Consider the following 23750-nt stretch of genomic DNA (forward strand, 5'->3'; position numbering starts at 1 on the left):
GATTCGGGGGAGTGGACGCCGCTCACGCTCCGGCCTCCCGCACGGTGTTCAGCACCCGGACCTTCTCGAACAGCGCGCTCGGGCAGCCGTGGCTGACCGGCGCGACCTGGCCGGGCTGTCCCTTGCCGCAGTTGAACGCCCCGCCCAGCACGTAGGTCTGCGGGCCGCCCAGCGCGGTCATCGAGTTCCAGAAGTCGGTGGTGGTCGCCTGGTAGGCCACGTCGCGCAGCTGCCCGGTGACGCGGCCGCCGCGGATCCGGTAGAAGCGCTGCCCGGTGAACTGGAAGTTGTAGCGCTGCATGTCGATCGACCAGCTGCGGTCGCCCACGACGTAGATCCCGTCGTCGACCCGGCGGATCAGCTCCTCGGTGGAGGGGCCGCGGGGGTCGGGCGCGAGCGAGACGTTGGCCATGCGCTGGATCGGCATGGTCGCGGGGGAGTCGGCGAACGCGCAGCCGTTGGAGCGCTCGTGCCCGGTCAGCCGCGAGATCCGCCGGTCGCGCTGGTAACCGGTGAGCACGCCGTCGGTCACCAGCTCGAACGAGGAGGTGGCCACGCCCTCGTCGTCGTAGCCGATGGTGGACAGGCCGTGCTCGACGGTGCGGTCGCCGGTGACGTTCATGATCGGCGATCCGTACCGCAGCGATCCGAGCCCGTCGGGGGTGGCGAACGAGGTGCCCGCGTAGGCGGCCTCGTAGCCCAGGGCCCGGTCCAGCTCGGTGGCGTGCCCGATGGACTCGTGGATCGTCAGCCACAGGTTCGACGGGTCGATGACCAGGTCGTACTCGCCGGGCTCGACGCTGGGCGCGGCGGCCTTGGCGGCCAGCAGCTCGGGCAGCTCGGCCAGTTCGGCCTCCACCGTCGGAAGGTACTCGTACCCCCGGCCGACCGGGGGGGAGATCGTCCGCATGCTCTCCAGCCGGCCGTCGGAGGTGGACACGGCCTCCACCACGGGCGCCAGGCGCACCCGCTGCTGGGTGGTCACGGTCCCGGCGGTGTCGGCGTAGAACTTCTGCTCCTTGGCCTGGAGCAGGCTCGCGTCCACGTGGTTCACCCGCGGGTCGGCCAGCAGGCGGCGGCTCCAGTCGGCGAGCAGTTCGGTCTTGTCGCGCACCGGGACGTCGAACGGGTCCACCTCGTAGGAGGAGACCCACACGGCGTCGTGGTGCGCGGGTTCGGGCGCCAGCTCGATGTGGTCGCTGCTGAGCACCGAGGCGACCTTGGCGACGTCGACGGCCCGGGCCGCCACCGAGGCGGCCGCGTCGGTGGTCAGCTCCGTTCCGGCGGCGAAGCCCCAGGTGCCGTTGTGCACGACCCGGACGGCGAAGCCGAGGGTGTCGGTCTCGCCGGACGACTCCACGGACCCGTCGGCCAGGACGAGGCGCTGGCCGCGGACGCGTTCGAGGCGGAAGTCGGCGTGGTCCGCGCCGAGGTCGCGGGCGCGCTGCAGCGCCGCGTCGGCGAGCACGCGCAGGGGCAGGGACAGGAATTCGTGGTCGATTTCACGCACGTCTGGAAACGTAACGTGTCGGAGCCGCTTCTGCCAGGCGGCTTCCCCAAGGAACGGCCTGGTCTGCTCCGTCTCGCACGGGGCGGGGCCGCCGCGCGGCGGCCCGGAGCCCGCCGCCCGGCTCATCCCTCCCCGCGGAGCACGTCCACGTGGACGTGGTCCCGGTGCTGGAGGATGTCGTTGCCCGTGTCCGCGGACGTGTACCCGCGCCACCCCGCCGCGGCGAACCGGGTGCTCCAGATCCGGTCGTCGAAGATCACCACCGACACCTCCAGCCGTTCGGCGTGCGCCACCAGCCACTGCGCCAGGACCCAGCCGGAGCGCCGGTTCCCCTCGTCGACCGGCCGGAAGAACACGTCGACGGCGCGGCCGTCGTAGTGCGCGGAGCCCTCGCCGTGCCCGTCGGTGACTCCGCCCGGTTGGAACCCGCCCAGGCTCAGCGGGCCGAAGTCCTCGTTCAGCGCGGCCAGCAGCGCCTCGGCGCGCGGGGTCAGCCCCGTCGCGGTCATCTCCTGCGCTTCGAGCGCGGGTCCCGGCTCCGACCGGCAGGTCAGCACCGGCCCGGGCGCGTCGGCCGGGCCCCGGGCGAGCGCCTCCAGGGCCTCGGTGGGCACGCCCTCGGGGTCGGCGGCCTCCTCGCCGCGCGAGCGCAGCGCGACCGCGGTGGTCGCGGCCATCGCCTGCTCCCGGGTCAGCTCCACCGGCCCGCCGTCCGCGGACACCACGCAGTCGGGCCCCCACGGCAGCGACGTCCCGTCCAGCCCCGCCCGCTCCAGCAGCCACGGGCCGCCCACCAGGACCCCCGCCGCGAGGAGCACCAGCACCCCGACCGTCGCCACCGCGCCCCGCCACCGCCTCGCCATGGCCCCGAAGATAGCCGCTCCCGGAGGGGCCGCCGACCACCGGACCGCCGACAGGGAACCGGAATCCGGCGGGACCGGGAGGAGCACCCGGCCGGTCCGCCGCGCCGCCCCCGCGCGGCCCGGGCGGGCCCGGCGCGGCCTCCGAGAAGCTCAGTGGCGGGCGCTCCACAGGACGAAGACGCCGCCGGCGATGAGGGAGAGGGCCCAGACGCGGTCCATGGTGGCCCAGCGCAGCCGAAGCGCGTGCACGGCGAAGAAGTCGTGCACCACCAGCGCCGCGACCCCCGTGGCGGCGACCATCGCCAGTGTGTGCACGCCCGCGGCGGCCAGCCCCAGCAGGGTCGCGTCGAACAGGTCGGGAAGGCCGGGGGCCGCCGGGGCAGGGGAGGGGGAGGGGGCCGGAACCGCCGCGACCCCGTGCGAGTGGCCTCCGGCGGCCGCCGCGCCGCCGTCGACCCGGCCCGCCAGCACGGGCAGCAGCATCAGCCCCGAGCCGTGCAGCAGGGACATCACGAAGGACCACGCGGCCAGCCGCCGCAGCGGCACCCGCACCGGGGGCCGGTGCGCGTGCGTCGGGCGCAGCAGCAGCCACGCCCCGGCCGCGCACACCACGAGCCCGCCCCCGACGGTGAACCAGCGCGCGGCCGGCGTCGTCCCGGTCGCCGTGACGGCCACCGCCACCAGCGCGACCGAGGCCGCGTGCCCCAGGGCCAGAGCGGGGAGGGCGCCCACGACGGCGGCCCGGCTGCGCTCCTGCAGGCCGCGCGAGACCGCGAACGGCCAGCCCATCCCGGGGTTGACCCCGTGGAACACCCCCAGCCCGATCAGGACCCACAGCTGTCCCGAGGTCATGGGGCTCCGTCCGGGGCGTCGGGGGCGCGGCCGCCCAGATCGTCACACGCGGCGGCGGTTCCGGCAACGCCCGTGGCAGGAACCGGCCACCTCCGGAGGGGGAGCGGGATTCGTCACACCGGCGCGCGCGGAATACCGGACCACCCGATGGGAGCTGGTGCCCAGGGACGGCCGGAGAGAGGGCCGTGGCGAAGCGGGGAGCGGGAATGCGAACATCGGTCGAGAGCACACGAGCGGTGGAGGGGTTCATGGGGAAGCGCGGTCCGCGCACTGACGGGACTCAGGTGAGCGCGGACCTGTTCCGTGCCACGCTCGGCACGCACGCCGCCGGGGTGGTCATCGTCACGGCGCCCTCCCCGGACGGACCGCCGGTCGGCATGACGGCGACCTCCTTCACCAGCGTGAGCCTCGCCCCGCCGCTGGTGTCCTTCTACGTCAACGCCGCCTCGGGCACCTGGCCGGGCATCCGGGACGCCCGCGGCTTCGCGGTGAACATCCTGGCCGAGCACCAGCACGACACCGCCGCGCGCTTCGCCACCCGGGGGGTGGACAGGTTCGCCCCGCCCACCCGGTGGTCCGAGGGCCCCGACGGCCTGCCGCTGCTGGACGGGGTCGCGGCGCACGTGCTGTGCGAGCGCCACGACCTGCTCGCCGTCGGAGACCACTGGCTGGTGGTGGGCCGGGTGGTGGGCGCGGCCGTGGACGGCGGCACCGATCCGCTGCTCTACCACCGCGGCCGCTACGGCCGCTTCGACGGCAAGGGCTGACGGGCGCCGTGGTCCCCCGTCGCGGGGACCGGGCCGCGTGGAGGGACCGGTGCGCGGTCATCCCCAGGACCCCTGTCCGGTGATCGTGCCGTCATCCCCCGAGATCCTCGGTTTCGAGGGGATGACAGCACGATCACCAACGGGAACCACGCGACACGGTCATCGTGGGCGCGGTCCCGCCCGGCGCCGCCATTGCCGCCCGCCCTGACCCCGCGATCCGCGTGGCGTGGGGCCGGACGACCCGCCCGAAGCACCGGTGCGCGGACCACCCCCGCGACGAGGCTCCCTAGATCAGCCCCTGCGCGGTCATCGCCTCGGCGACCGCCTCGAAACCGGCGATGTTGGCGCCCGCGACGTAGTCGCCGGGGCGGCCGTAGCGCTCGGCCGTCTCGTAGCAGGTGTCGTGGATGTGCCGCATGATCCCGGCCAGCCGCTCCTCGGTGTGCGCGAAGGTCCAGGAGTCGCGGGAGGCGTTCTGCTGCATCTCCAGCGCGCTGGTGGCCACCCCGCCCGCGTTGGCGGCCTTGCCCGGGGCGAAGGCCACCCCGGCCTCGGCGAACACCCGGACCCCCTCGGGGGTGGTCGGCATGTTCGCGCCCTCGGCGACGGCCCTGACGCCGTTGCGCACCAGGGCGGCGGCGTCGGACCCGGTCAGCTCGTTCTGCGTGGCCGAGGGGAGGGCCACGTCGCACGGCACCTCCCAGACGCTGGAGTCGGGGATGAACCGGGCGTCGTGGCCGCGCCGCAGGGCGTAGTCGGAGACGCGTCCGCGCTCGACCTCCTTGATCTGCTTGAGCAGCTCCAGGTCGACACCCTTCTCGTCGACCACGTACCCGCTGGAGTCCGAGCAGGTCACGACGTTGGCGCCGAGCTGCTGGGCCTTCTCGATCGAGTAGATCGCCACGTTCCCCGAACCGGACACGGCCACGCGCCGGCCCTCCAGGGAGTCGCCCCGCGCCCTGAGCATCTCGGCGGTGAACAGCACGCTCCCGTACCCGGTGGCCTCCTTGCGGACCTGCGCGCCGCCCCAGTTCAGGCCCTTGCCGGTCAGCACGCCGGACTCGTACCGGTTGGTGATCCGCTTGTACTGGCCGAACAGGTAGCCGATCTCCCGCCCGCCCACGCCGATGTCGCCGGCGGGAACGTCGGTGTACTCGCCGAGGTGCCGGTAGAGCTCGGTCATGAAGGACTGGCAGAAGCGCATGATCTCGGCGTCGGAGCGGCCCTTGGGGTCGAAGTCGCTGCCGCCCTTGCCGCCGCCGATGGGGAGTCCGGTGAGCGCGTTCTTGAAGATCTGCTCGAAGCCCAGGAACTTGACGATGCCCAGGTTCACCGAGGGGTGGAAGCGCAGGCCGCCCTTGTAGGGGCCCAGCGTGCTGCTGAACTCCACCCGGAAGCCCCGGTTGACGTGGATCTCGCCGGAGTCGTCGGTCCACGGGACCCGGAAGATCAGCTGGCGCTCGGGCTCGCAGAGCCGCTCGATGATCTTGGCGTGGACGAACTCCGGGCGCTTGGCCACCACGGGCCCCAGCGTCTCCAGGACCTCGCGTACCGCCTGGTGGAACTCGATCTCGCCGGGGTTGCGCCGCAGGATCGCGTCGTACAGCGGGCTGATCTTCTCGTCAAGGTTGGCCGACATGCGTTTGCCTCCGCGTCGGGGCGCTCCCCGTTCTCCGCGGTCGCCCGAAGGGCATGACGGAGGTGGGGGCGCCGTTGTGGCTGTTCGGGGCCGGACACGAGCGCCCCATTGCGCGCGTTCCCCGCCGTCCGATCATAGGTGGACGTCCGACGAAAGCCCTCACCAGGCGGGCGGCCCGGCCCGTCCGGGCGCGCCGGGCCCGTCCCGCGCTCCGTCAGGGGCAGAGCGCGTCGAGCGAGGTGGCGTCCTCGCCGACCTGCCGCCCCGGCGAGGTCGGCGACGGCTCGTTCAGACCGGTGTAGTCCTGCCACTCGGTCGTGTCGGACGGGTCGGCCGCCGGATCGGACGGGCTGGCGGAGGGGGACGGTTCGGGGCCCGAGGCGGCCCCCGGGGTCGCCTGCGCGTCCACGGGCTCCCGGGCGTTCTCCTGGTCGCGCACCGCGTCGTCCACGAGCTCGTGAATCCGCTCCCAGTCCGGGTAGGCGGTGTCGACCTGCGGCGGGGACAGCTGGAGGGTCTCCATGTCACCCGAGGCGACCAGCTCGGCCAGGTCGACGAAGTGCGGGATCTTGGCCTGGGGGACGTCGGTGCGCAGGGTGCGCTTGGTGGCCCCGGCCAGGCCCTGGAAGCTGGTCAGGATGGTGGTGGGGTTGGCCTGCTGGGCCACGTACTTGATCAGGCAGCCCTGGCGGCCCATCCGGGAGTAGTCGTCGCTGTTGACCCGGGTGCGCCCGTACCACAGCGCCTCCTCGCCGTTGAGGGTCCGCAGGCCGGGTTCGAGCACCTCGCCCCGCTGGCCGTACTCCAGGGGCTCCTCGATCAGCACCTCGATGCCGCCGATGGCGTCGATCAGGTCTTCGAAGCCCTGCATGTCGACCAGCATGTAGTACTCGATGTCCAGGCCGACGGCCCCGCCGATCACCTGCTTGAGGGTGTCGGCGGCGGGGTCCTGCACGTCGGGGTTGATCGCCAGCGTCTCGTCCTCGACGACCGTCTGGTAGACCTCGTTGAGCAGGTCGTCGAAGCCGTAGGGCGCGGGGTAGCGCTCGGCGAGCGCGGTGCCCTCGGGGAAGGGCACGTTCTCCAGGTTGCGGGGCAGGCCGATCAGCATGACGTCGCCGTGTTCGACGTCGATGCTGGCCACCATCATGGAGTCGGTGCGCATGCCGTACCGGTTGTCGCCCGAGTCCCCGCCCAGCAGCAGCACGTTCACCCGCTCCTGGCCGTTCCAGGGGTCGGAGGCGTCGTGGGGCTGCGCGAGGGCGTCGCCGAACACCGTCGAGAGCGTGTCGTAGGCGGTGTACGAGGTGTACACGACCGCGGCGGCCGGCGTGGCGACCACCAGGCAGAGCACGGTGACCATCGAGCCCGCGAGGAACCGGTGGAACCCGCGCGAGCCGGGCGGGCGGGTGATCAGGTAGGAGTGGATCACGACCGTCATCCACAGCACCGCCAGGACGAAGGCGACGACCGACGCGGTCAGCAGCCAGCGGCCCTGGACCGCCATGCGCGCGCCCTGGAGGAGGTCGCCGCTGAGCAGGAGGGCGGCCGTGACGGCGCCGCCGACCAGCAGCAGGTAGCAGGCGAGGATGAGGCCGCCTGCCAGGCGGTGTCCGGTACGCAGGTGCGCTATGCCCGGAACCACCAGTGATCCGGCTGTCCACAACAGCGCGCGGCCCATGCCCTTCGGACGGCTGTGCGCCTGCTCCGTTCGCCTCTCGGCCATCGGGCTTCCCTTCTCCTGCCGTCCCAGCGGGTACGCCCGGCGGTGGGGCGGGGCACCCGGGCCACGGGTCCCGCTTCTCGCCACCTACCGCTCAGGCGCGTCGTTATGCGTATACAGTGTCGCGCTTTGCCGGAGTTGTTGGCACACCGGCGTTCGACGGCGGCCCGTTTGCCCGCTGTCCGTTATGTCTGGTGGAATCGCCGCATGTCCGGTTCACAGGTTTTGGCTGGCCGAAGTCGGCCTTGTTTCTTTCGTGATCAGTAGTTAACCGCCGCCGCAGCTGCCATGATCTGGCCGCAGGAGGGGGCGATGCCCGGGGGGCAGAGGGGCGTTGCCACGGGAACGAAAGGCACTGATCGTGCTCGATGCGGTCGACGCGGCGCTCGTGAGGGCGCTGCAGGGGGACGGAAGAGCGACCTACCAGGCGCTGGCCGACGGGGTCGGGCTGTCGCGTACGGCGGTCCGCGCCCGGGTCAGGCACCTCATCGCGACCGGGGCGATCCGGATCGTCGGGGTCCTGCACGCCGGAGTCATGGGAATGGAGGTATTCGGACATATTTCACTTCGTGTTTTCGGGCCGGTAAGGCCGGTGATGGACGAACTGGCCCGCCGAGAGGCGGTGACGTTCGCCGCGCAGACCGCCGGGCGCTTCCCCGCGGTCGCGCACGTGCGGGTGCGCGACGACGGCGCGCTCGCGGCCGAGCTCACCCAGCTCCGCAAGATCCCCGGGGTCGCGGGGGCCGAGGTCTTCCGCGCCGACGAGATCGTCAAGGACTCCTATTCAAGCGTGCGGACGCTGCGCGAGGTGTCCGTCGACCCGCTGGACTGGCGGCTGGTGAGGCACCTCCAGGCCGACGGCAGGGCCTCCTACGCCGAGCTCGCCCGCGCGGTGGGGCTGTCCCAGGCGGCGGCGCGCTCGCGGGTGGTCCGGCTGATCGACGCGGGCGTGGTCCACGTCACGGCGCTGATCGAGGCGTCCGCGGTCGGCGCGACCGAGCACCTGGGGTTCGGCCTTTCGTGCCGGGGCGACGCCGGAGCGCTCGCCGCCCGGCTGGTCACCGTTCCGGGGGTGTCGTTCGCCGCCACCGGTTTCGGCCGCTACGACGTCGTCGGCGAGGCCACCGCCCCGGACCGGCCCACGCTCGTGGAGGCCCTGGAGACGATCCGGGGGTACCCCGACGTCACCTACGCCGAGACGTGGGAACATCTGTCGGTGGCCAAGGAGCGCCAGCAGATCGACGAGCCGCCGGCCTCGGCGGTCCAGCGGCCGAAGGGGGCCGGATGAGCAGTCCGTCGGGGGTGCTGCGCCTGGGCGGCGCGGAGTTCGGGCCGGGGCAGTACGCCGTCATGGCGGTGCTGAACCGGACCCCGGACTCCTTCTACGACAAGGGCGCCACCTTCGCCTTCGACGCCGCGCTGGCGGCGGCCGACGCGGCGGTGGCGGCGGGGGCCGACATCGTCGACGTGGGCGGGGTCAAGGCCGGGTACGGGGAGCACGTGTCCACGGAGGAGGAAATCCGGCGGACCGTGCCGTTCGTGGCCGAGCTGCGCCGCCGCCACCCGGGACTGGTCATCTCGGTGGACACCTGGCGGGCGCGGGTGGGGCGCGAGTGCGCCGAGGCCGGGGCGGACCTGATCAACGACACCTGGTCCGGGGCCGATCCGGACCTGGCCCGGGCGGCCGCCGAGTACGACGTGGGGCTGGTGTGCAGCCACAGCGGAGGGCTGGGGCCGCGCACCGACCCGCACCGGGTGTCCTACGCGGACGTGGTCGCCGACGTGGAGTCCACCGTGGTGGGCCTGGCCGAGAGGGCGGTGTCCCTGGGCGTGCGGCCGGACCGCCTGCTCATCGACCCCACCCACGACTTCGGCAAGAACACCTACCACTCCCTGGAGCTGACCCGGCGCCTGGGCGAGCTGGCGGCGACCGGCTGGCCGGTGCTGGTGGCGGTGTCCAACAAGGACTTCATCGGCGAGACCCTGGACCGGCCGGTCGCCGAGCGCGGACCGGGGACGCTGGCGGCCCTGGCGGTCTCGGCCTGGCTGGGCGCGCGCGTCTTCCGCGTCCACGACACCGCCGCGGCCCGCGGGGCGCTGGACGCGGTGGCGGGGCTGGCGGGCGCCGACGGGGTGTGACCCGTCCCCCGACGGCCGGATACGGCCACGGCGCGGGATCTGTCGTTTCGAGGGGGAACGGGGCCGCTACGGTACGGGGGAGCGGCGTCACGCGCCGTGCCCCACCCCCGCTCCGATGACGAGGAGACCGATGTATCCGCCGCAGCAGCCCCCCGCGCCCCCGCAGAAGCAAGGAAGGGGCCTCTGGCTGCTGTGGGGGTGCCTCGGCTGCGGCGGCCTCCTGGCGGCGCTGGTCGTCGTGGCCGTCGTCCTCGGGGCGCTCCGCAGCGTCGGCGAGAGCGTTGGCGAGGACCGGCCCGGGGGCGGCGACGTCGTGGCCTTCCCGACCCTGGAGGGGTACAGCCCGGAGCCGGCGGAGCCCCTCGACGTGGAGCTGACGGCCGAGGCCGCCGAGTTCACCCCGAACGCGCTGTACACCGAGGGCGACTACACCAGCGTCCTGGTCACGGTGGTCAACAACGGGGACGAGGCGGTCGACGTCAACCCGTTCTACTTCACCATTACCGACACCGACGGCGCCGAGCACGGCGCGGGTGAGGGAATGGTCGTGGACGACACCAAGATCCCCTCCGACACCCTGGCCCCGGGCGAGAGCGCCACGGGCACGGTCACGGCCTCGGGGGCCTTCGAGGCGGCGAGCGTGGAGTTCAGCGAGATCCTCGGGGGAAGCGTCACGGCCGAGGTCCGGTGAGGCCGGGCGGAGCGGGCGCCGCGGACCCGGGGTCCGCGGCGCCCGCTCCGCCGTTCCGGATGTAACCAGCGGTAGCAGTTTTTTGGATTCCGGGCGGCCATGCCTTGCGTCGCGTTGAAGTTACCGGTGAGTATGAGGGATGTCGGGCCGGCCGGGCCTCCGTTTCCCCGGACGTCCCGCACCGGCGCGGTGGCAACGGGAGGAACGACGTGGCGCTTGCGGACACTCTGACGGCGGCGGGAACCGCGGCACTCGCCAGGAGCGGCGCGCGGCCGCTGGGATCGCACCTGTTCCCGGTGTGGCCGGGGGCCGCCTTCGCGGCCTCGGCGTTCCCGGTGCGCTGCGCCCCCGGCGACAACCTCGCTCTGCACGTGGCCGTCGCCCAGGCCCCGCCCGGCAGCGCCCTGGTCGTGGACGTGGCGGGCGAGCCCGAGTACGGGTACGTCGACGAGATCCTCGCCGTGGCCGCGAGCGTGCGCGGACTGGCCGGGATCATCGTGGACGGCTGCGTGCGCGACGTCGCCGCCATCGCCCGCTGCGGGCTCCCCGTCGTCAGCGCCGGGGTCTCGGTGCGCGCCCCCGGCCGCGACGCGGGCGGCTCGGTGGGCCGGGAGGTCCGACTGGGCGCGGACGCCTTCCCGGTGCGACGCGGCGACTGGATGGTCGTCGACGACGACGGCGCCGTCTGCCTGCCCCGGGGCCGGGCCGCCGCCATCGTCGCCGACACGGTGGAGTCGGTCTCGCGGGACCAGGAGGTGCTGGCCGCCCTGTGCTCGGGCCGCAGCACCCTGGACGTGCTCAACCTGGACCCCTCCCGCGTGGCGGGCTGGCAGGGCGCCGGAGCCGCCCCCGGAGGATCGGCCGAACGCGCGGTCTAGGGAGTCCCCGGCACGGGGGTGTTCGGCGCTCTCTCCGGTGATCTTGACCTTTTCGGGGTCTCAGAGACGGTTGAGGCCCCGAAAAGGTCAAGATCACCGGGAGGAACGGACATCACGGAGGTCGTGGGCGCGGCCCCGACCGGCACCCGCCGTCGCCGCCTCGTCACCGTCCTCGCCGAGGCGGCGGACGGCCCCGGCGATCCCCACCGGACTCTGAACGGCTCGGTATTGAAGTTGGGGGCCCGGAGAGAAATCCCGTCAGTGAGTGCACGGCCGTTGCGAGAGTCCTTGCGTGGCAGTGGTTCCAGGGGCTCCTTCGGTGAATTCCTGTTCCGGTTCAGGTGAACGGCGACTCCGCGGAGTGGCCGGATCCGGCCACTTCGCGCGGGTTTGGAACACGCGGACACGGTGTCCGCGCAGCGTCCGCGAAGGAGCGTGATCGCTCTATGACTTTGTGTGAGCGACGTGTTCTCGGGTTTCCTTTACGGGTGATCATGGGTTCGTTACTTTTACCCGGTCCTTAGGGGAACGGTCGGGTCTGCCCGGTCCGGTGTGCTTTGTCGGCTTCTGCTGGATCGGGTGCTCGTGGTGTTCGGTGTGCGTTGGTGTGCTGGTGTGCTGGCCGGAGCGGTCGCGGCGGGTCTGCTGTGGACCGCCCCCGCGGCGGCGGACGACGGGGAGTCGCCCGACGGCGCGGCCCAGGAGCAGCAGGCCCTCGACCAGGCCGAGGAGACGGGCGAGCCGGTCGAGATCGTCTCGGCCACCGACGAGCGGTCGCAGGTCTTCGCCAACCCCGACGGCACGTTCACGCTCCAGACCCACCCCTCCCCGGTGCGGGTGCGCACGGGCGGCGGATGGCGGGACGTGGACACCACGCTGGTGCGCGCCGACGACGGGACCGTGCGGCCCCGGGCCACGGCCGCGGACCTGGTCTTCTCCGGCGGCGGCGACGACGCGCTGGCCCGGGTCTCACTCGGCGGCCGCTCGGTCGCGCTGGACTGGCTGGGAGCGCTCCCCGAACCGGTCCTGGAGGCCGACCGCGCCACCTACCCCGAAGTGCTCCCGGACGTGGACCTGGTGGTGAGCGCCGGGGTCGACGGGTTCACCCAGGTGCTCGTGGTGCGCACCGCCGAGGCCGCCGCCAACCCCGCCCTGGCCCAGCTGGACCTGCCGGTCCAGGGCACCGGAGTGACGATCGAGGCCGACGAGACCGGGAACCTGGACGCCGTCACCCCCGAGGGCGAGAGCGTGTTCGTGGCCTCGGCGCCCGCCATGTGGGACTCCTCCGGCCAGGACGGGCAAGGCGACACCGGCGCGGCCGCCCGCGCCCTGGCCCCCGCCACGGGAGCGCGGATGGAGCAGGTGCCCACCGAGGTCGTCGACGGCGCGCTGCGCCTGCGGCCCGACCAGGAGATGCTCACCGACGAGGCCACCACCTACCCGGTGTTCATCGACCCCTCGGTCTCGGTCAAGCGCGAGGCGTGGGCCTACGTCGACAAGCGCTTCCCCACCACCGCCTACTACAACAAGTCCGACGCCGACAGCGGCGTGGGATACGAACCCCAGTACGGCCACACCAAGCGCGTGTTCTGGCGGTTCAGCGTCTACGAGCGAACCCGCAACGCCACGATCCGGTCCGCCACCCTGCGCACCGAGGTCGCCCACGCCTTCGGCTGCACCGACGCGCGCGTCGAGCTCTAGCGCACCGGCGGCATCAGCTCCGCCACCACCTGGAGCGACCAGCCCGACAAGCTGACCCGCCTCGACACCGAGACCGTGGACAAGGGCCGCGCCGGCTGCGAGGGCTCGGGCGTGGAGTTCGACGCCACCGCCGCCTACGAGTGGGGCCGCGCCAACGGCAAGGCCGACATCATCCTCGGCTTGTACGGCAACGAGACCGTGTCGGGCTCCAACCACGACTGGCGGCGCTTCAAGAAGAACCCGTCCCTGGTCGTGGTCTACAACAACGCCCCCGCGACCCCGGCCACCTCCGCCATGCGCGACTCCCACGGCGGCGCCTGCGCCACCGACCCCGCCAGGCCGCGCCTGGTCAACTCGGCCACACCGCGCCTGTACGCCCAGGTGAGGGACACCGACTCCAAGTACGCCGCCCAGAAGGCCAAGGCCCAGTTCCAGATCCAGTCCGACGGAACCACGATCCAGACCAGGGACTCGACCTCGGCCGACGTCGCCAAGTGGCCCTCGGGCAGCGAAAGGTCGGTCACCGCGAGCGCGCTGCCCGAGGACACGCTGATCCGGTACCGGGCCCGCGCCCACGACGGGACCGTGTGGGGCTCCTGGTCCGGCTGGTGCCACCTGCGGGTCAACACCACCAACCCCGAGACCGGCCCCCAGGTGACCTCGACCGACTACCCCGAAGGCGATGCCGCTTCGGGAAGCGTCGGCAAACCGGGGGAGTTCACCTTCGCCAACAACGGCGTGACCACCGCCACGGCCTACCACTACGGCCTCAACGACGACACCTGCGCCACCGAGCTGACCCCCGCCAGCCAGGGCGGATCGGTCACCGCCACCCTCACCCCCCGCACCGACGGACCGAACCTGGTCTACGCGCGCACCACCGACGGCTTCGGCAACTCCTCGGCGTGCGCGCTGGCGTACACGTTCCTGGTCGCCCCGCCCAGCCACCCGGTCGCGCACTTCACCTTCGACGAGGGCACCGGCACGACCGCCGCCGACTCCCGCCAGGACGGGCGCGCGGCCACGGCCACGGCCGGGGTGGACTGGATCCGCGGCCGGGTCGGCGCGGTCGAGGACAACGCCCCCCGCCTCGAAGGCACCGCCGTCCACACCCACGGCTACGTTCCCGCCGATCCGGCCTGGGACGAGATCACCGTCCCGGGCCCCGTCGTGGACACCGGCGAGACGTTCTCCGTGGCCGCCTGGGTGAAGATGGACGACAAGAACGCCCACCACACCGCGATCGGCCAGGACGGCGCCCAGCAGAGCCCCTTCCACCTGGGCTACCAGAAGGACCAGGACGCCTGGGTGTTCAAGATGTCGCCCGCCGACGCCCCCGCCGACGGGACCGCCGGATGGGCCTACGCGCTGTCCGCCGAACCGGCGCGGACCGGGGTGTGGACCCACCTGCTGGGCACCTACGACGCCGTCACCGGCGAGGTCGCCCTGTACGTGGACGGCGTCAAGCAGGGGACCGCCACACAGGAGAGCGCCTGGTCCACCACCGGCCCCCTCACCCTGGGACGCGGCAAGTACCAGGGCGTGAAGAACTACTACTGGGCCGGCGGCATCGACGACGTCAAGATCTGGGACCGCCTCGTCACCGACACCGCGCTGGACGACGGCGCCTCGGAGGCGTGGACGCTCGCCAACCGACCTGTCACGTTGGAAGGACGGTGGAAGCTCGACGAGACGGAGGGCACCACTGCCGCGGACTCCAGCGACCACGGTCTGACCGGCACCCTCACCGGCGACCCCGCCACCGTGTGGAACACCGCGTTCAACGACGTCGTGTACATCCCCGGCGCCACCCTGAACGGCACCGACGAGCGCATCGCCACCACCGGCCCCGCGATCCGCACCGACTCCAGCTTCAGCGTCGCCGCGTGGGTCCGCCTGGACGCCACCACTACCGACAACCCCACCGCCCTCAGCCAGAGCGGCACCGAGCACAGCGGCTTCTACCTCGGCCGGCAGAGCACCTACGGGATGAACAACTGGACGCTCAAGATGCCGCCGTCGGACACCGTCGGAGCCTCGGGCTGGCCCAAGGCCCTGTCCGCCCAGCCTCCCGAACTCGGCGCCTGGACCCACCTGGCCGCCACCTTCGACGCCACCACCGGCACCATGACCCTCTACGTCGACGGCGTCGAACAGGGCACCGCCACCCAGGCCACCCCCTGGCACGCCGACGGCCCCGTCGTCATCGGCGACGCCCGGTTCGAGGGGGCACCGGCCGGCCTGTGGAACGGCGACCTCGCCGACGTCCACGTCTACCAGGGCGTCCTCAGCGAGGACGACATCGGCTACCTGAAATACGGATTCGGACCACCAGTGAATCGATAACCGATTCACGGTTCTTCGCCTTCCTCTGCCATCCCCTGCTGAAACGACGGTCCGGCGATTGACGACGCCGGACTGGAGGAGCCCAATGTCCGAGCCCGGTTCGCCGTCCCACCCCCGCACCCCCGTGCGCAGCATCCTGTCGTTCCTTCTCTCCCTGGTGATGCTCACCGGGCTGCTGGTTGCCATCCCGGCCTCGGCGATGGCCTACAACACCAGACCCGACGTCGAGGACGACGAGCCGATCCCGGGAACCGATGCCCCCGACGCCCGGATCGTCCGAGACGACACGATCGACGACGCCGCCGTCACCGACCTGGGCGACCCCGCGTGGCCGACGGAGGCCAGCACCGAGGACGACCTCGCCGCCCCCGAGTCCGCCGAGGCCGACACCCCACCGGTCCCCGGTGAGGAGGAGACGGTCGCGATCGCCCCGGTCAACACCGAGGTCTTCGACGGATGGACGTCCCCCCTTCCCGGTGATGCCCCCGGCACCGGGGAGAGCCAGGGCGGAGACTCCCAGAACACCCCCGAGCCGAGCCCCGCGCCCCAGGACCCGGAACCGTCGCCCTCGCAGCAGGAAGGTCCGCCCCCCGAGGCGCAGCCGTCCTCGGAACCGGAGCAGGCCCGGGACGAACCCGGGGCGGCGGAGCAGGAGGAGGCCGCCGAGGCCGCGCCGGCCGGGGTCGAACCGGTGCGCAGCGCGCGCGTGGAGGTTCTGGACCAGGCCACCGCCGAACAAGCCGGGGTCACCGGTGTGCTGCTGCGCCTGACCCGAACCGACGGCGCCCAGACCACCGGCCCGGTCCAGATCGGCCTCGACTACGCCGACTTCGCCCCCGCTTTCGGCGCCGACTACGCCTCCCGCCTCGAACTCGTCGCTCTGGACGACTGCGTCCTCGATGCCGACGCCGCCGAGTGCGCGCCCGCGATCGACCTCGCCTCGGACAACCAGCCGCAGGTGATGAGGCTCAACGCCGTCGCCCCCGCAGCGGCGGGGGAGGGAACCCTCCTGGCTGCGGTGGCCGACAGCGAGGGCGAGACCGGCGACTACAAGGCGACCGAGCTCAACGCCGCGTCCAGTTGGGACGTGGGACTGCAGACCGGTGACTTCAACTGGGCCTACCCGATCAACGTCCCGGGGACCGCGGCCGGCCTCAAGCCGACCGTCGGGCTCAGCTACTCCTCGGGGTCGGTCGACGGGCGCACCGCCTCCTCCAACAGCCAGACCTCCTGGATCGGAGAGGGGTTCAGCTACGCCGCCGGGTACATCGAGCGCAGCTACAAGCCGTGCGCGGACGACGGCCAAGCCGAGGGCGAGAAGACCGGGGACCAGTGCTGGTCCCGGCACAACGCCACCCTGTCGCTCAACGGCAAGGGCGGCGAGCTGATCCTCGACGAGGACGGCACCTGGCGGATGCGCAGCGACGACGGCACCAGGATCGAGCGGCTGACCGGCGCGGACAACGGCGACAACGACGGCGAGCACTGGAAGGTCACCACCACCGACGGCACCCAGTACTTCTTCGGCCGCAACCGGCTGCCCGGCTGGGAGAGCGGCGACCCCGAGACCGACTCGGCGTGGACCGTGCCGGTGTACGGCAACGACTCGGGCGAGCCCTGCCACGAGTCGACGTTCGCCGCCTCTTGGTGCCAGCAGGCGTACAAGTGGAACCTCGACTACGTGGTCGACGTGCACGGAAACGTCGTCACCTACCACTACGCCGAGGAGCGGAACCACTACGGCCGCAACCTCAAGACCACGGCCACCCCGTACGTCCGGGGCGGTTACCTCACCCACATCGACTACGGCCTGCGCTCCGACGACGTCTACGCCACCGCCCCGGCCCGGGTGAAGTTCACCGTCGGCGAGCGGTGCCTCCCCACCGACGGCTTCGACTGCGCGCCGTCCAAGTTCACCGAGGCCAACGCCTCCAAGTGGCCCGACGTCCCGTTCGACCAGCACTGCGCCGTCGGAACCCCGTGCACCAACCGCTTCTCGCCCACGTTCTGGACCCGTAAGAAACTCGACAAGGTCACCACCCAGGTCCACGACGGCACCGCGTACACCGACGTGGACTCCTGGGCCCTGGAGCACAAGTACCCCGCTCCCGGTGACGGCACCACCCCGTCGTTGTGGCTGAACTCCGTCACCCACACCGGCCACGTCGGCGGCACCGCCACCTCGCCGAAGGTGACCTTCGCGGGAACGGCGCTGGAGAACCGGGTCGACGGGCTCTCCGACGGCCTGGCGCCGATGCTCAAGTACCGGATCACCTCCGTCTACACCGAGACCGGAGGCCAGGTCGACATCACCTACTCCGGCGAGGACTGCGCCCGGGGCTCCACGCCCAAGCCCCACGACAACGGCAAGCGCTGCTACCCGGTCCGCTGGACACCGGAGGGCGACGCCGAGCTCACCGACTGGTTCCACAAGTACGTCGTCACACAGGTCGCCGAGATCGACCTGGTCACCGACCAGCCCGACATGGTCACCACGTACGAGTACCTGGGCGGGGGCGCGTGGCGGTACGAGGAGGCCGACGGCTTCACCAAGGACAAGTACCGGACCTGGTCCGACTGGCGCGGATACGAACGCGTCAAGGTGATATCCGGGGCTCCCGGCGAACAGCAGTCCGAGACCGAGCACCTGTTCTTCCGCGGTATGCACGGCGACAAGCAGCCTTCGGGCACTCGCTCGGTCACCGTCACCGACTCCGAGGGCGGCATCCACACCGACCACGACGAACTCAACGGCGCCACCCGCGAGGAGATCATCCGCAACGGCCCGGGCGGCGCGGTCGTCGAGAAGACCATCACCACTCCGTGGCGCAAGAAGACCGCCGAGCGCGACTACTCGTGGGGAACGGTCTCGGCTTACCTGATCGACACCGCCTCCAGCCGCACCTACACCGCCGTCGACGACGGCTGGCGTCAGACCCGGGTCGACACCGCCTTCGACGACTACGGGTTTCCCACACAGGTCCACGACTACGGCGACGCCGCTCTCGACACCGACGACGAGTGCACCCGCACCACGTACACGCGCGACACGAGCGCGTGGATCCTGGACACCACCTCGCGCGAGGAGGTCGTCGCAGCCTCCTGCGCGCAGGCCCCAGAACGCCCCGCCGACGTGATCAGCGACAGCCGGACCTTCTACGACGGGGGAGCCTTCGGCGCGGCTCCGACCAGGGGCCTGCCCACCACGACCGAGCGGCTGGCCTCCTACGACGGAACCACCCCCGTCTACGAGACGAGCGAGCAGACCGCCTACGACGCCTACGGGCGCGAGACCTCCTCCACCAACGCCGCGGGCCACACCACCAGGACCGGCTACGAGTCCGCGGTCCCCGGCGGCGCGCCCACGGTCGTCACCGACGAGAACGCGCTCGGGCACACCGCCACCCAGTACATGGACCCCGCACGGTCCATGCTCGTCGCCACGGTGGACGCCAACAAGAACCGCACCGACCTGCAGTACGACCCTCTGGGCCGGCTCACCGCGGTGTGGCTGGCCGACCGCGACAAGAGCACGGCGACACCCAGCCTGAAGTTCGAGTACCGCGTCCGCAACGACGCGCCCACCACCGTCGTGGCCTCGGCGGTGCGCAACGACGGCGGTTACAACTCCACCTTCACCCTCTACGACGCGTTCCTGCGCGAGCGCCAGATCCAGTCTCCGGCCGTGGGAGGCGAGGGACGCCTGGTCGCCGACACCTTCCACGACTCGCGCGGCCTGGCCGTCAAGAGCCGCGAGGCCTACTTCAACGCCGCCGCCGAGCCCGGCGACACCCTTCTCGTCGTCAACAACGACGACGAGATTCCCCGCTACTCCGAGACCGTCTACGACGGAGCCGAACGCCCCACCGTCGTGCGCCACGTCTCGCGCGGCGAGGAGCAGTGGAGCACCACCACCGAGTACAGGGGCGACCGGACCCTCGTCACCCCGCCGGACGGCGACACCGCGACCACCACCATCACCGACGCCCGCGACCGGGTGGTGGAACTGCGCCAGCACCACGCCCCCACACCGACCGGCGCCTTCGACGCCACCACCTACACCTATGCCAAGAACGGCGAGCTGGCCACCGTCACCGACCCCGCGGGCAACGTGTGGGAGACCACCTACGACCTGCGCGGACGCAAGATCCAGGCCGTCGACCCCGACGCCGGGACCAGCACCTACACCTACGACGCGCTCGACCAGCTGGCCACCTCCACCGACGGGCGGGGCGAGACCGTCGCCTACACCTACGATGTGCTCGGCCGCAAGACCGGCCTGTACGACGACTCCCCGCAAGGAACCCAACGCGCCGGCTGGGTGTACGACACCCGCGCGAAGGGGCAGCTGACCTCGTCGACCAGGTACACCGATGACGGCGACTACACCAACGCGGTCCTGAGCTACGACAAGATGTACCGGCCGCTCGCCGAGACGGTCACCATTCCCGCGTCAGAGGGGCCGCTCGCAGGGACCTACCGCTACATCCGCTCCTACAACCCCGACGGCACGGTCAAGGACATGGCCTTCCCTCGGGCGGGAGGGCTGAGCGCCGAGCCGGTCACCTTCGGCTACAACGAACTGGGCATGCCCACCACGGTCAAGGGCATCAACACCTACGTCGCCGAGGCCATCTACTCCAGGACCGGCAACCTGCTGCAGCGAACCTTTCTGCGCGGCAGCACGGCTGACGAGACCTGGATCACGCGTGTCTTCGACGAGGCCACCAACCGCATGTCGCTGACTAGCGTCGTGCCCGAAGTCGGATCAGGATCGCTCCTCACCCAGAGCTACGAGTACGACGACGCGGGCAACATCCTGCGCATCGCGGACAAGCCCACCGGGCTCGAGCTGCCCACCGACACCCAGTGCTTCACCTACGACCACCTGCGCCGCCTCACCAACGCCTGGACACCGGAGAGCACCGAGACCGGCGGGTGCGAGGCGGCCCCGACCACCGCGGGCCTGGGCGGCGCGGCCCCGTACTGGCATTCCTACACCTACGACGCGGTCGGCAACCGCGAGACCGAGGTCCAGCACGCCGCGGGCGGCGACATCACCCGCACCTACACCCAGCCCGAGCCGGGCCAGGACCAGCCGCACGCCGTCACCCGGGTCGAGCAGACCGGTCCCGGCGGCGACCAGCTGGAGCAGTACGGCTACGACGACGCGGGAAACCTGACCAGCCGCGTCACCCCCGCCTACGACCAGACCCTGGAGTGGGACGCCGAGGGAAAGCTGGTCCGGGTCACCGACGGCGACGCCCAGACGGAGTTCCGCTACGGCGCGGACGGTTCCCGGCTGGTCCGCGAGACGCCCACCGACGCGACTCTGTACCTGCCCGGTATGGAGGTGCGGATGGACAAGGCCGCGTTCTCGCTGGAGGCCACCCGCTTCTACGACCACGGCGGTGAAGGGGTAGCAGTCCGAGAGAACGACAACAAGCTGAGCTGGCTGTTCGCCGACCACCACGGCACCGGGGAGCTCTCCGTCGACTCCGAGACCGGCGAGAGCACCCGGCGCCGCTTCACGGCGTTCGGTACCGACCGGGGTTCGAGCGGTGAGTGGCCGAGCCAGCGGGGGTTCGTGGGCGGGACTCTGGACACGTCGGTCGGTCTGACCCAGTTGGGGGCCAGGGCCTACGACGCGGCGATCGGCCGGTTCGTCTCTCCGGACCCAGTCGTCGACTTCACCGACCCCCAGCAGATCCACGGCTACGCCTACTCGGGCAACAACCCCGTCACCTTCACCGACCCCACCGGGCTGCTGACCAAGAAGTTCGGCGGGCGGCCCACCAAGATGGGGGGCGGAAGGTTCAAGACCAAGAACCGTGGGCGGGGACCCAAATCCGCCGCGGGCGGTGGCGGTGGTGGCGGCTATTCGGGTGGGGGTGGTTCGGGGGGCGGTTCCTATCGGCCCAGTGCGGGAAACGCGGTCTACCAGGGGATCCAGGGTGCGAACGCGGCGTTCAACCGGGTTCCGTTCGCCTCCCAGTACCGGGACTCCCAGGCGGGTGCCGTCGTGGCGCTCATGGAGATGAGCCCGATGGGGTGGGCCGGCAACTACGCGCTCCAGCACACGACCGGGATGGGTTTCGCCGACAGCCTGCGCCTCTTCGGCGTCAACCAGGACTCGGGCTGGTACACCAGCGGCTACGTCGGCGCCTACATCGCCTCGATGATCACTCCCGGCGGCTGGGGCGCCGGCGGGATTCGCGCGGCCGTTCTGGGCGGGAAAGCGGCGCTGAAGCTGGGCGGTCTGAAGGGCTTGGGCGCCTTCGCCGCGAACGGAGCCAGAAGCGCCGGGTCCTACGCGGCCAACGCGGTGAGGAACGGGTGGCAGTCGGCCGGAAACGCCATCCGGGGATGTGCGGGAAACAGCTTCGTTCCCGGGACCCGGGTGGTGATGGCCAACGGCGGCAGCAAGGCCATCGAGGACGTCGAGGTCGGCGACACGGTCCTGGCCACCGACCCCGACACCGGGAACTCCGAGGCCAAGCCGGTGCTGGCCACCATCACCGGCTCGGGAAACAAGCACCTGGTCGAGATCACCGTCGACACCACCACCGAGAAACCCGCCGGAGAAGATGGTAATGGAGAAGGCGCGCCGGGCCCTGTTGTATTTGGTGATGAAATTGTCGCTACTGGAGGGCATCCATTTTGGGTTCCTGAAAAAAATGAATGGGTAGATGCAAGTGATCTGACTCCTGGGATGTGGCTTCTCACTATTTCGAATAGTTGGGTTCAGGTCACTGCGGTTCGCATATGGAGTCAGAATTCTACGGTCCATAACCTTACAGTCGATGACATAAATACTTATAATATTCGACTGAATGATTCCTCTGTTCTTGTTCATAATAGGAATAAGGTATGTGGCCTTAGGCTTTCTGATCCGAACCCGATTCCAAGAGTGATCCGTGAGCAGTATGAGGAGATAAGAGCGGGCCGTGGGACCCCCAGGCCTGATGGTGTCGGAGGGCAACAGGTATACCAGGGAAGGGAACTCTTGAGCAGGCAGAGAGCGCAGTGGTCTGGGTCTTTGGAGTGGGATGTTCCCGGAACCAGTCATCGAATTTTGCAGCGTCTTGATGGTAATTTGGGGTATGTTCTAAACCATGATTACAGTAGTCCTTTTCTTTTTCCTGCGCCGTGGTATCCGGAAGGTGGGGCTATCCCCAGAAGACTTTAAGGGAAAATTCCCGATTTGTTGTGCTAGGTTTCTGTGAGCTTGGAGGCTGTGGTGAGAGAGTATTGGTTTTCGTTGACAGGGGAAGAGGATTTGGCTTCAATTGCCAAAGCAAGAGAGATTGGTGGCCTTGTTTCTAACTGGGAAGAACCTCTTCCGAGTCGGATAATATTTTGGATGCTTGAATGCAGTTTGGGGGCGTCTTTGTTTGAAAAACTAGCAGCCCGAAAAAATGGAGATAAGACCGGTAGTTTAAATTTGGGTAATGCAAATATTCATATTCTTGGAATGAATGGAGATATTATTGGTTCCTATTTCCTAGGGGATGTAACGATTGAAGGATTTTATAAAAAGGGCATACTTTTCGATCTGAAAATTTCAGGAATTTTATTTGATCGGCTGACCAATGATTCATGGAAGATTTGGGATTTTTGCAAAAGGGGAAAAATTGATTCTCGAAATATTTGGATTAACTTTTCTCGTGAAATGAAAACTGCTTGGCTTGAAGTGGCTAGAGTCAGAATGGTTGAGAATTTTGGAAAACTAAAAAATCTGGAGTCGGGATCTATGTTTTATTTTGATGGAAGACATGTCGTAGATGAACTCAGCTTCTACTGTGCATTGGGTGAGGCAATCAATGGACCAGGAGGGTATTTCGGGAAAGGAGTGGATTCTTTTAATGACTGCCTGAATGGTGGATTTGGCGCAATCCGCCCATTTAAACTTAACTGGAAAATTAATAAATACTCAAATGATCTACAGTGGGATCCATTTTGTGGTGAAATTGGGAAAATTTTTAAAGAAAAGGGAATTGAAGTCAATTATTACTACTGAACTTTAATTTGCGGGGTTACTGTTCTTGACAGGCCATCCCGCCGGAGTATGCCGAAGGTATGAGGTACTCCACCGGCGGCGGGCTGACCGCCGCAGAACGCCAGCGACGCGAGGCGGTACGCATGGCCGCCGCGGACGACTTCGACTCCGGAGCCACCGATACCCGGGTCGCCCGCGTCTACCAGGTCACCCACATGTCGGCCTGGCGATGGCACCACGCCTACGAAACCGGCGGCAGGCAGGCCTTGGAAACCAAGGGAGCCGCCTCGCACCGCCCCCTGAGCGAGGGGGAACTGGACCTACTGCAACAGCTCTTGGACCTGGGCCCGGCCGCGCACGGCTTCGCCGACCAGCGCTGGACCCTGGCCCGGATCAGAGCGGTGGCAGCCGAGCACTTCGATGTGACCTACTCACTCGCGGGCATGTCCCTGCTCCTGCACCGGCTCGGGGGGAGCGTGCAGGTCCCCACGCGACGCGCCGCCGAACGCGACGACGAGACCATCCGGGAGCGGGCCAGAGCGGCAGGCCGCTCATCACGCGTACCTGGGGCAGACGGGGCCTCACCCCGGTGATCACCGTCACCGGAGCGGGTCGGGGCCGGGGCAGCGTGGCCGCCCTGTG

At 70.1% G+C, this 23750-nt stretch carries 15 protein-coding genes; 10 read left to right on the forward strand and 5 right to left on the reverse strand.

What is annotated here, in order from left to right:
• Positions 1 to 22 precede the first annotated feature (22 nt).
• From EV190_RS08095 to EV190_RS08105, 3 genes are all read right to left on the reverse strand, one after another.
• Positions 23 to 1510, reverse strand: a complete 1488-nt coding sequence (locus EV190_RS08095) for a TldD/PmbA family protein (protein WP_208113101.1) — start codon at positions 1508 to 1510, stop codon at positions 23 to 25.
• Positions 1511 to 1632: 122 nt separating this feature from the next.
• On the reverse strand, positions 1633 to 2373 hold the full coding sequence (locus tag EV190_RS08100) for a hypothetical protein (RefSeq protein ID WP_133740858.1): 741 nt from the start codon (positions 2371 to 2373) through the stop codon (positions 1633 to 1635).
• Positions 2374 to 2523: 150 nt separating this feature from the next.
• Complete coding sequence (locus tag EV190_RS08105) at positions 2524 to 3225, reverse strand: cell wall anchor protein (RefSeq protein ID WP_133740859.1); 702 nt, start codon at positions 3223 to 3225, stop codon at positions 2524 to 2526.
• A gap of 206 nt (positions 3226 to 3431) precedes the next feature.
• Between EV190_RS08105 and EV190_RS08110 the strand changes: the two genes are divergently transcribed.
• Entirely contained in the window at positions 3432 to 3992 is a 561-nt protein-coding gene (locus EV190_RS08110; protein WP_243742431.1) for a flavin reductase family protein, read from the forward strand.
• A 286-nt stretch (positions 3993 to 4278) separates the two neighbouring features.
• On the opposite strand, the gene gdhA is transcribed toward EV190_RS08110, so the two are convergent.
• Positions 4279 to 5631, reverse strand: a complete 1353-nt coding sequence (gdhA, locus tag EV190_RS08115) for an NADP-specific glutamate dehydrogenase (RefSeq protein ID WP_133740860.1) — start codon at positions 5629 to 5631, stop codon at positions 4279 to 4281.
• Positions 5632 to 5845: 214 nt separating this feature from the next.
• A complete protein-coding gene (locus tag EV190_RS08120; protein WP_133740861.1) occupies positions 5846 to 7357 on the reverse strand; it encodes an LCP family protein in 1512 nt (503 codons plus the stop codon).
• Between the two features lie 358 nt (positions 7358 to 7715).
• On the opposite strand from EV190_RS08120, the gene EV190_RS08125 reads away from it, so the two are divergent.
• From EV190_RS08125 to EV190_RS08160, 9 genes are all read left to right on the forward strand, one after another.
• Positions 7716 to 8642 (forward strand): Lrp/AsnC family transcriptional regulator, encoded by a 927-nt coding sequence (locus tag EV190_RS08125; RefSeq protein WP_133740862.1) that lies wholly within the window; start codon positions 7716 to 7718, stop codon positions 8640 to 8642.
• Positions 8639 to 9493 (forward strand): dihydropteroate synthase, encoded by an 855-nt coding sequence (folP, locus tag EV190_RS08130; protein WP_208113102.1) that lies wholly within the window; start codon positions 8639 to 8641, stop codon positions 9491 to 9493. Before EV190_RS08125 ends, folP begins: the two co-directional genes overlap by 4 nt.
• Positions 9494 to 9623: 130 nt before the next feature.
• Positions 9624 to 10184 carry a DUF4352 domain-containing protein gene (locus EV190_RS08135; RefSeq protein ID WP_166655411.1) on the forward strand — a complete coding sequence of 187 codons (561 nt, stop codon included), beginning with the start codon at positions 9624 to 9626 and terminating at the stop codon, positions 10182 to 10184.
• Between the two features lie 209 nt (positions 10185 to 10393).
• Positions 10394 to 11062, forward strand: coding sequence for an RraA family protein (locus tag EV190_RS08140; RefSeq protein WP_243742432.1), 669 nt, complete (start codon positions 10394 to 10396; stop codon positions 11060 to 11062).
• A 597-nt stretch (positions 11063 to 11659) separates the two neighbouring features.
• Complete coding sequence (locus tag EV190_RS24025) at positions 11660 to 12763, forward strand: hypothetical protein (protein ID WP_243742433.1); 1104 nt, start codon at positions 11660 to 11662, stop codon at positions 12761 to 12763.
• Positions 12764 to 12838: 75 nt separating this feature from the next.
• A complete protein-coding gene (locus EV190_RS08145) occupies positions 12839 to 15109 on the forward strand; it encodes a LamG domain-containing protein (RefSeq protein WP_243742434.1) in 2271 nt (756 codons plus the stop codon).
• An 85-nt stretch (positions 15110 to 15194) separates the two neighbouring features.
• Positions 15195 to 22298 carry an RHS repeat-associated core domain-containing protein gene (locus EV190_RS08150; protein ID WP_133740864.1) on the forward strand — a complete coding sequence of 2368 codons (7104 nt, stop codon included), beginning with the start codon at positions 15195 to 15197 and terminating at the stop codon, positions 22296 to 22298.
• A gap of 51 nt (positions 22299 to 22349) precedes the next feature.
• Positions 22350 to 23129, forward strand: a complete 780-nt coding sequence (locus EV190_RS24030; RefSeq protein WP_133740865.1) for a barstar family protein — start codon at positions 22350 to 22352, stop codon at positions 23127 to 23129.
• A 59-nt stretch (positions 23130 to 23188) separates the two neighbouring features.
• On the forward strand, positions 23189 to 23701 hold the full coding sequence (locus tag EV190_RS08160) for a winged helix-turn-helix domain-containing protein (protein ID WP_208113103.1): 513 nt from the start codon (positions 23189 to 23191) through the stop codon (positions 23699 to 23701).
• Positions 23702 to 23750 lie beyond the last annotated feature (49 nt).

The sequence above is a fragment of the Actinorugispora endophytica genome (assembly GCF_004363075.1).
GTDB classification, from domain to species: Bacteria; Actinomycetota; Actinomycetes; order Streptosporangiales; family Streptosporangiaceae; genus Actinorugispora; species Actinorugispora endophytica.